At 70.3% G+C, this 9,351-nt stretch carries 8 protein-coding genes; 3 read left to right on the top strand and 5 right to left on the bottom strand.

Translation table 11 applies throughout. The annotated features are described in order from the left end of the window. Positions 1-135: 135 nt before the first annotated feature. Entirely contained in the window at positions 136-2,010 is a 1,875-nt protein-coding gene (gene recQ, locus M9914_12425) for a DNA helicase RecQ (GenBank protein ID MCO5174983.1), read from the bottom strand. After that, positions 1,998-3,236, bottom strand: a complete 1,239-nt coding sequence (locus M9914_12430; protein MCO5174984.1) for an aminopeptidase — start codon at positions 3,234-3,236, stop codon at positions 1,998-2,000. The genes recQ and M9914_12430 overlap by 13 nt, the downstream gene beginning before the upstream one ends. Positions 3,237-3,323: 87 nt before the next feature. On the opposite strand from M9914_12430, the gene M9914_12435 reads away from it, so the two are divergent. Then, positions 3,324-3,491: a hypothetical protein gene (locus M9914_12435; GenBank protein ID MCO5174985.1), complete on the top strand. Its 168-nt coding sequence runs from the start codon at positions 3,324-3,326 to the stop codon at positions 3,489-3,491. Here M9914_12435 and M9914_12440 read toward each other — a convergent pair. Continuing rightward, entirely contained in the window at positions 3,480-5,063 is a 1,584-nt protein-coding gene (locus M9914_12440) for an FAD-dependent oxidoreductase (protein ID MCO5174986.1), read from the bottom strand. The genes M9914_12435 and M9914_12440 overlap by 12 nt on opposite strands. Further along, on the bottom strand, positions 5,060-5,725 hold the full coding sequence (locus M9914_12445) for a YceH family protein (protein ID MCO5174987.1): 666 nt from the start codon (positions 5,723-5,725) through the stop codon (positions 5,060-5,062). Before M9914_12445 ends, M9914_12440 begins: the two co-directional genes overlap by 4 nt. 270 nt (positions 5,726-5,995) lie before the next feature. Between M9914_12445 and M9914_12450 the strand changes: the two genes are divergently transcribed. Next, positions 5,996-6,691 carry a DUF6483 family protein gene (locus M9914_12450; GenBank protein ID MCO5174988.1) on the top strand — a complete coding sequence of 232 codons (696 nt, stop codon included), beginning with the start codon at positions 5,996-5,998 and terminating at the stop codon, positions 6,689-6,691. 7 nt (positions 6,692-6,698) lie between these two features. Here the strand turns inward: M9914_12450 and M9914_12455 are convergent, their stop codons facing one another. After that, positions 6,699-8,006: a hemolysin family protein gene (locus tag M9914_12455; protein MCO5174989.1), complete on the bottom strand. Its 1,308-nt coding sequence runs from the start codon at positions 8,004-8,006 to the stop codon at positions 6,699-6,701. A gap of 171 nt (positions 8,007-8,177) precedes the next feature. Here M9914_12455 and M9914_12460 point away from each other — a divergent pair, with 171 nt between their 5' ends. After that, positions 8,178-9,281: a cytochrome-c peroxidase gene (locus M9914_12460; protein ID MCO5174990.1), complete on the top strand. Its 1,104-nt coding sequence runs from the start codon at positions 8,178-8,180 to the stop codon at positions 9,279-9,281. The last annotated feature ends 70 nt before the right edge of the window (positions 9,282-9,351 follow it).

Below are 9,351 nucleotides of genomic sequence, written 5' to 3' on the forward strand. Positions count from 1 at the left end.
TCGTAGCGAAGGTTAGCGGCTAACTTTGGTTCACCTCCTAGACGCTCAGAAGGGTAGTCCGCCCTCTCCTCTCGGCAGGGGCGGGGCCAGGTACCGAGCCAACTAGGTCTAGGCAGGGGTCCGGGCGAGCCCGGTTCACCGCTCGGCCAGGAGCACCTCGAGGAACCTCTCGCCGTAACGCGTCAGCTTGGCGGCGCCGATACCCGGCACGGTCGCGAGCTCGGACAGGCTGCGGGGTGCCGTCGCCACCATCTCGCGCAGCGTCTTGTCGTGGAAGACGACGTAAGGCGGCACGCCCTGCTCCTTGGCGATCTCAAGGCGCAAGGCCCGCAGCGCCTGGAAGAGGGCCTCCTCGGCGGGACCGGCGAAAGCGGCGTCCGAGCCGCCGAAGCCGTCAGGGCCGCCGGCCTCGCCAGAGGCCGCTAGGCCTCGTAAGCGCCGCGCCGTCGGCCGTGCACGCTCGCGGTCGCTCCTCAGCTCGACCGTCCGCTCACCACGCAGAACGGCCGCCGCGCCAGGGCCGAGGACGAGACCACCGAAGCCGTCCGGGTCCGGCAGCAGCTGCCCGTTGGCCAGGAGTTGGCGCACGACGGAGCGCCAACCGCGCTCGTCTAGCTCCGTGCCGATGCCGAACGTGCTGAGACGGTCGTGCCCCAAGCTCAGCACGCGCTCCGTGGCGTGTCCGAGCAGCACGTCGATGACCTGCCCGGCACCGAAGCGCTGCCCCGTGCGCACGACCGTGGAGAGGAGCTTCTGGGCGGCGACGGTGCCGTCGAAGGTCGCGACGGGCTCGCGGCACGTGTCGCAGTGCCCGCACGGCTCCTCGAGCCGCTCGCCGAAGTAGCTGAGCAGGGTCTGACGGCGGCACCCGGGCGTCTCGCAGTAGGCCAGCAGCGCCTCGAGGCGCTGGCGTTCGACGCGCTTGAACGCCTCGCTGCCGTTGCCCTCCGCGAGCATCCTGCTCACCTGCACGACGTCCTGCAGTCCGTAGGTCATGAAGGCGTCCGCGCTCTCGCCGTCGCGGCCCGCGCGGCCCGTCTCCTGGTAGTAGCCCTCGAGGCTCTTCGGCAGGTCGAGGTGGGCGACGAAGCGCACGTCCGGCTTGTCGATGCCCATGCCGAAGGCGATGGTAGCCACCACCACGACGCCGTCCTCGCGCAGGAAGCGTTCCTGGTGCTCACGGCGCGTCTCTGCGCTCAGGCCGGCGTGATACGGGAGGGCGTTAACGCCTTGCGCGACGAGCCAGGCTGCCGTGGCATCTACGCTCCTACGCGAAAGGCAGTAGACGATGCCCGCGTGCCCGACGTGCTTCTCGCGGTAGAAGGCGAGGAACTGGCGCCTGGCGTCCACCTTCTCCACGACCTGGTAGTCGATGTTCGGTCGGTCGAAGCTGGAGACGAAGCGCCGCGCACCCTCCAGGTGGAGCTTCTCGACTATCTCGCGCCGGGTGGCTGCATCGGCCGTGGCTGTGAGGGCCACGCGCGGGACTAAAGGGTAGCGCTCGGCCAGCACGCCCAGGCCGATGTACTCCGGCCGGAAGTCGTGGCCCCAGGCCGAGACGCAGTGCGCCTCGTCGATCGCGAAGAGCGAGAGGGGCAGTCGGTCGAGGAGCGAGAGGAAGCCGGGTGTGAGCAGGCGCTCGGGCGCCACGTACACGAGGTCGATGCGCCCCTCGGCCACGTCGCGCTCCACGGCCCGCGCCTCCGCGGGCTCGAGGCTCGAGTTGAGGTACGCGGCGCTGACGCCCACCTGACGCAACGCGCTCACCTGGTCGTGCATGAGCGCGATCAGCGGCGAGACGACCACACCTACGCCGGGACGCAAGAGCGCCGGGAGCTGGTAGCAGAGCGACTTGCCGCCGCCCGTCGGCATGAGGACGAGGGCGTCGCCGCCGCCAAGCAGGTGCTCGACGACCTGCCCCTGGGCGCCTCGGAAGTCCGGGTAGCCGAAGACCTCCGCCAGGAGGCGCCTGGCGTCGCCAAGCGTCGGAGGCTCGGTCAGCCCACCCACTCGCCCTTGCGCATGACCGGCTCGCTCGAACCGTCGGGTAGCTCGCCGTCGATGTCCATCCGGTCTGAGCCGATCATGAAGTCGACGTGGGCGAGCGAGTCGTTCAGGCCGTGCGCGAGGCGCTCTTCCTCGGTCATGGTCTGGGCGCCTTGCAGGCAGTTCACGTAGCCACGGCCGAGGGCGATGTGGCAGGCGGCGTTCTCGTCGAAGAGCGTCTCGAGGAAGAGCAGGCCGGTCTTGGCGATCGGGCTGGAGGCGGGCACGAGCGCGACCTCGCCCAGGCGGCGCGCGCCGGCGTCGGTGTCCAGGATGTCGTCCAGCGCCCCCTGCCCTGCGCCGGCCGTGGCCCTGACCACCACGCCGTCCTTGAACTCCAGCGAGAAGTCGTCGATGAGGATGCCGTTGTACGCGAGCGGCATACTGGCGCGCACGACGCCGTCGACGCGCTCGCGGTGCGGTGCGGTGAAGACCTCCTCTGTCGGCATGTTCGCCACGAAGCCGACGCCGTTGGGTAGGGTGGAACCGCCGCCGTCCCACAGGTGGCCTTCGGCCAACCCGACGCGCAGGTCCGTTCCGGGCGCTCGGAAGCGCAGAGCCGCGTACCGGCGCTCGTTGAGGGTCTGCTTGCGGCGGGTGAGGTCCTTGTCGTGCTCCCGCCACGCGGCGACGGGCTCGGCCTCCAGCACGCGCGTGGCCGTGAAGATGGCGTCCCAGAGGGCGCCGACGGCCTCGTCCTCCGCCACGTTGGGGAACACCTTGCGGGCCCACTCCGGCGCGGCGGCCGCGGCAACGCACCAGGGGATGCGGTCGCTCATGGCCAGGTCGGTGTACGGACGTATGACCGGACGCCACGCCTTCTGGTAGGCCGCGAACCGCTCCGGCTCGGTGCCGGCGAGCGCGTCGGGGTCGTCCGCCAGGATGGCGAGCGAGGCGGCGCCCTCGGCGGCAAGGCTGTTCATGGCGTCGGCGCGGTACTGCGGGATGATCCCGAAGCTCCCGGCCGGGCCGTGGAGGAAGCGGGAACGCGTGACGGCGTCGTCGCTCCACAGGATCTCTACGTACGGGCTGCCGATCCGGTAGGCGATGTCGCTCACCAGGCGCACCAACGGCGCGGCGGAGACGGGCGCGCGCACGAGCAGCTTCTGGCCCGGCTGCACGTTGACCCCGACCCTGACGAGTAGCTCTGCGTACGCCTCCAGGCGGTCCGCGAAAGACGGTGTAGTCATGCCAAGCATCGTAGCAGCGGTCCGGCGGCCGGGAACCGGACCGCCGACGAGGATCACCCGGCCGGTCGCCATGACCGCCTAGGCAACTTGCCCTTGCGCTCCCTGGCCATCGAGAAGGTCGCGGAGCGCGAGCGGCGCGAGTTGCTGCGCCGGGAGGCCATTTACCGCGCCGGGAGGCCGCCACTGGACCTCGCGGGCAAGCGCGCGGTGCTCGTCGACGATGGGCTCACCACCGGCGGGGCCTCACGCCGATGAGCGCATGAGGTCGGCCACCCGCGCGCGCACCGCGGCCGCCGCGCCCTCGTCGAGGAAAGCCAGCCGCAGCCGTCTGGCGAGCACGTCGTCCGGGTAGCAGGCGTACTCGTGATCGCGCGCGTAGGCGACCTCGGCTTCTATGTACGGGTACCCGTCCGCCAGCCGCTCCGTGCCCGCGCCGGCGTCCAGCACCAGCGGGGCCAAGGCGCCATAGGCGGAGTTGAGGTGCCTGGCGACGTCCTCCGGCAGGCCGCGATCACGCATCAACGCCGTGTAGCCGTTCTGGTCGAACCCCTCCGCACCCATGAGGGGGAGGTCCTTCGTCCGGGAGCCTGTGCGCGGCTCGAGCCGGCCTACTCCGACCGCCTCGTCGACGACGTCCTCCGCCATACGCCTGTACGTGGTCCACTTGCCTCCGGCGATCGTCACCAAGCCAGAGGCGCTAGTGACGATCGCGTGATCGCGCGAGAGCCGCGCCGTCGACGCGCCCTCGTGGCCGAGCTCGACGAGCGGGCGCAGGCCGCTCCAGGCCGCGAGGACGTCGGAGCGCGCCACGGGTAGGTCGAAGTAGCGGCGCACGTGCCTGAGGATGTACTCGATGGCGCTCTGTTCCGGCAGCGGCTCGGGCTCGACGGCGGCCGGGCTGTCCGTGGTGCCGACGAGCGTGCGCCCTTGCCACGGCAGGAGGAAGAGCACGCGACCGTCCTCCGTGTGAGGGATGAGCAGCCCCGTGTCGGAGGGACTGAACCGCGCGGGCAGCACGACATGGACGCCGGAGCTGGCCTTCAGCATCGGCTCGGCGTCGGGGTCGTCCAGCGTGCGCACGGCGTCGGCGAAGGGGCCCGTGGCGTTGACGACGACGCGCGCGGCGATCTCGAAAGGCGGGGCGGTGGCTGCAACGCGGTCCGCCACCACCACGCCGGTCACGCGGCCGTCGCGCTTCACGAGCGCCAGCGCCTCGACATGGTTGCAGACGGCGGCGCCGTGCGCCTCGGCCGTCCTGACGAGCGTCACGTTCATCCGAGCGTCGTCGAACTGACCGTCGTAGTACTCGACGGCACCCTTCAAGCCCTCGTGCTTGAGCATCGGGAAGCGCGCCAGGGCCTCCGCCCGGCCGACGAGGTGGCTGGGACGCAAGTTCGCCCTGCCGGCCAGCATGTCGTAGAGCTTCAGGCCCGTGAAGTAGTAAGGGAGCTCGAGCGCGCCGTATACGGGCGTGAGTAGGGGCAGCGGGCGCGCCAGGTGCGGCGCGTTCCTCAACAGCCGTGCGCGCTCGTGCAGGGCCTCACGTACCAGGCGGAACTGGCTGCGGTCGGCGTGCTTCACCGCCTGCTCGAGGTAGCGCACCCCACCATGAACGAGCTTCGTGCTCCGGCTGCTCGTGCCTTGGGCGAAGTCGAAGCGCTCGACCAACCCCACCTTCAAGCCCCGGCTGGCCGCGTCCAGAGCCGCTCCGGCACCCGTGGCCCCTCCCCCGATGACGAGCAAGTCGAACCGCTCGGACGCGAGCCGCCCAAGGCGCGCGTGCCGCGCCTCAGCCGCTTGCCCTACGCCCGCGCTGGCGGCGCTCACCCCCCTGCGCTCGCCTCCAGCTCCGCCACGCGCCGCTCGAGGTCCTCCACGCGCCTCAGCAGCACCGCGAGGGCGGAGCCGTTCGCCGGGTGCCCGTCGTGCGCGCCGTGGACGTGCCCACCTTGCGCTTCCTCCGACTGGCGCGAGCGCACGCGCGGCTGCATGCGCTCCTCGTCGAGGCCGAGCTTGTGGGCCCAGCGGTCCTGGCTCTGGCCTGGGCCGCGGCCGAGGTTCTCCACGAGCGGCGTGCGCCGTTCGGCCAGGCCGACCAGGACCCGCTCGAGGCTCCCGATGTCCGGGAACGTCGTGTAGCGCTCCGTGCGCGTGCGCAGCTCTCCGGGCGTCTGGGGACCGCGGAGCATGAGGACGCTCAGGACAGCCAGCTCCCTGGCGTCGACCGACCACGCCTGCGCGAGCTTGTGGCGGTGCTTGGGCACGCGGTCGCTGACCTCCTGCACGGTGGCGGCGAGGCCCTTGTCGTGCAGGCGCTGCACGGCGGCGAGCACGTCCTGGAGGTGATAGTCGGTGACAGGCTCCCTGCTCGTCTTCTGGTTACAGGCCGTATGGAGGGCTTGGCTGCTCAGCGGGTACGCTTCCGGCGTGGTGCGCTCCTTCTCTACCAGGGCGCCGAGCACGCGCAGCTCGATGTCTGTCAGAGCCATGTTGCGCAGGATATTACGCGGAGGCCCCGGCGCACGCCAGTCTTCGCGATGAACGCCCACGATCCGCGGTCCCTGCGCGAGACCCGGGCGCACGGCGTCGTTTTCTGTCTCATGGGGAGTGAACCAAGGTTAGCGATCAACCTTGGCTTACGAGCGCGCTTAGCTGAGGTTAAGCAACAACCTTCGTTCGAACACGAGGGTGCTGGGCAGGAGGTCGGCGCGCGGGGGCCGCCGACGGGGCACCCGCCGCCGATGTAATACCGTAGGCGGGTGCCCATAAGAGACGAACTGATCGAGCGCACCATGCAGCAATTGGCCGCGCTCATGGCCAAGATCCTCCAGGCGCGCTCCAGCACGGTCGAGATGGCACGGTTCGACGTCGCCGCGGCCGAGAGCCAACTCGACGACCTGTACCTGGCCAACCTCGGCACGAGCCGAAGCCTGGTGAGGCGGCTGGGCCTCGAGGACCTGATCGGCGTGATAGGCACCGCGGGGCACGTCGACGGCGAGCGGGCGTACGTCTTCGGCGCCCTGCTGAGCACGGAGGCGGAGGTGGCCATCGCGGGCGGCGCCGACGCGGAGGACCCGGAGGTCCTCGCCTTGCGCAACTCCGCGCTGGCCATGTTCCTGGAGGCAGGTGCCGAGCGGCTCGGGGAAGCCGACCTCGACGAGCGCGTGCAGGCTCTCCTCGCCGCCGTGCATGAGGACGCGTGGCCGCTCAGCACCTACGAGCGGCGTTTCCGCTACGAGTTCGCCGGCCGGCGCTACTCGCGCGCGGAGGACGCGCTCTTCGACTGGCTCGACAACAGCACGGGGTTCGAGCAGCGTCTGGAGGTGGCCGCCACCGCTGACGCCTTCTACACCGCTCTCGAGGAGTTGAAGGACAAGGAGCTTACCGAGGGCGGCTTCGAGCGCGACGAGATCGCGGAGGGGCGTGCGGACTTCGCGGAGCGCGTCGGGGGCTGAAGCGAGTTCACTCGCCGCTCGCATCCTCCTCGACGACGCGGGTGACGACCACCCAGTCGACCCGCAGACCGTCCATCTCCTCCACCACGAAGCGGAAGCCGTTCCAGACGGTCTCGTCGCCGACCTGCGGCACGCGTCCTAGGCGGTCGGCGAGCAGACCACCGAGCGTCTGGTAGCCGGCGCCCTCCGGCACGACCTCGTCCTGTAGGCCAAGCTCGTCCACCAGGTCGTCGACGTGGATCGAGCCCTGGATGCGCCACGCACCATCGCCGAGCTCGACTACCTCCGGCGCGTCCTCGCTGCCGGGCGGAAGGATGTCGCCGACGAGCTCCTCGAGGATGTCGGAGAGCGTGACGATGCCCTCGACACCGCCGTACTCGTCCAGCACGACCGCGAAGTGCGTCCTGGACTCCCTGAAGTTGTTGAGGAGCGCGAGGATCGGGAGGGTCTCGGGGACCATGAGGGGCTTGCGCATGACGCTCCTCAGGTCCAGGTCGGCGCCGCTCAACTCGCCCGCGAAGAGGTCGCGGACGGCCACGAACCCGACGACCTGGTCGAGGTCGCCCTCGCACACGAGGTAGCGCCCGTGCGGCTCATCGCGCACCTGCTCGAGGACGTCGCTCGGGCTCGCCTCGACGTCCAGCCAGGCGACCTCCGGACGCGGCGTCATGATGGCGTTGACCTTCCGCTCCCCGAGCCAGAACGCGTTCTCGATGATCTCCTGCTCGGCCGGCTCGATGACGCCGGCGCGCAGTCCCTGGGCGATCATCATGTCGATGTCCTCCTCGCTGATCTCCTCGCCATCGTTCTGCTTCACGCGCAGGAGCCGCAGGAGGAAGTCGGTGGAGGCGCCGAGGAAGAAGACGAGGGGGCGCGTGAGCGCCGCGAGGAAGCCCATCACGCCGGCGAGGCGCATGGCCATGCGCTCGGGGTCGTTCAGGCCGATGCGCTTGGGGACGAGCTCACCGACCACGATCGAGAAGTAGGAGATCAGTACGACGACGACGGCGAACGCGACCGGCTGCGCGACGTCCCGGAGCCAGGCGATGCGCCCCAGCACGTCGGCGAGGGGCCCGGACAGCGCCGCGCCGCCGAAGGCGCCGGAGAAGACGGTCACGAGGGTCACGCCGACCTGCACCGTGGAGAGGAAGTTGTTGGGGTTCTCGGCGAGGGCGAGGGCGCGCTTGGCGTTCGCGTCGCCGCCCTCCGCCTTCTGCTGGAGACGGAGCTTGTTGGCCGAGACCACGGCGATCTCGGCCATGGCGAGCACCCCGTTGGCCAGGGTGAGCAGCAAGAGGATGAGTACGCTCAACACGCTTGGGCAACTATACGCACTCACGTGGCCGGGGCCGTGCGACGACCGGGATACGCCGCCCCTGACGTGAGGGCGGCCGTCCGGGAACGGGACAGTTGTACTTTCGTCGGAACCATTCCGATGGCTAGCCTCATGGTGTCGCGGCCGGTCGGCCGCCGAGAAAGGACTGCCATGCCGGCGAGGAGACGCCCCACCCTAATCGTCACGTTGCTAACGATCCTGAGCCTCACCCTGGCCGCCAACGCCACCGCTCAAGGGGGCGACGCGCAAGGCGACCAGCTCCTGCGGACGGCGCAGGCGCTCTTCGCTCCTCTGCCAGACGTCGCCGCCAACCCCGAGAACCCCGTCACGGAGGCCAAGGTCGAGCTCGGCAAGATGCTCTACTACGAGCCCCGCCTCTCCCTCTCCGGCGTGTTCTCCTGCAACAGCTGCCACAACATCGCCACGTACGGCGTCGACAACCTCGAGACGGCCACCGGCCACGGCTGGGCCCAGGGCCCGCGCAACTCGCCGACCGTCATGAACGCCGCACTGCAGGCGTCGCAGTTCTGGGACGGCCGCGCCAAGGACGTCGAGGAGCAGGCGGGCGGCCCCATCCTCAACCCGATCGAGATGGGCATCCCGTCCCAGGAGTTCGCCATCGCGCGGCTCTCCTCCATCCCGCAGTACGCCGAGCTCTTCGCCATGGCCTTCCCCGACCAGGCCGAGCCGCTCGTGTACGCGAACGTCGCCAACGCCATCGGCGCCTTCGAGCGCACCCTCATCACGCCCGCGCGCTTCGACACCTACCTGGCCGGCGACCAGAGCGCCCTCTCCGACCTCGAGAAGACGGGCCTGCAGACGTTCATCAGCTACGGCTGCGCCGGCTGCCACAGCGGCACGACCGTCGGCGGCAACTCGCTGCAACGCTTCGGCGTCGTGGAGTCGTACTGGGAGGCCACGCGCGAGTTCGTCACCATCGACACCCCTACCATGGGCATGGACGTCGGGCGCTTCGCCGTCACCCACGAGACCCAGGACCTCTACATCTTCAAGGTCCCGACGCTGCGCAACATCACCCGCACGTACCCCTACTTCCACGACGGCTCCGTGTGGGACCTGCGCGACGCCACGCAGATCATGGCCCGCGTCCAGCTCGGCCGCGAACTAACGGACGAGGACCTCGACGCGCTGATGGCCTTCTACGCCACGCTCGAGGGCGAGATCCCCGCGTACGCGCTGCAGCTGCCCGTGCTGCCCGCCAGCACGACGGAGACGGCCAAGCCGCAGCACTGAGCGCCCAGCGCTCGTCAGTCATCAGGAGCGGGGGGGCGGCCGCTGGGGGCGCCGCCCCCCTGTGAACCAC

It is taken from the genome of Trueperaceae bacterium, assembly GCA_023954415.1.
Lineage (GTDB): Bacteria > Deinococcota > Deinococci > Deinococcales > Trueperaceae > JAAYYF01.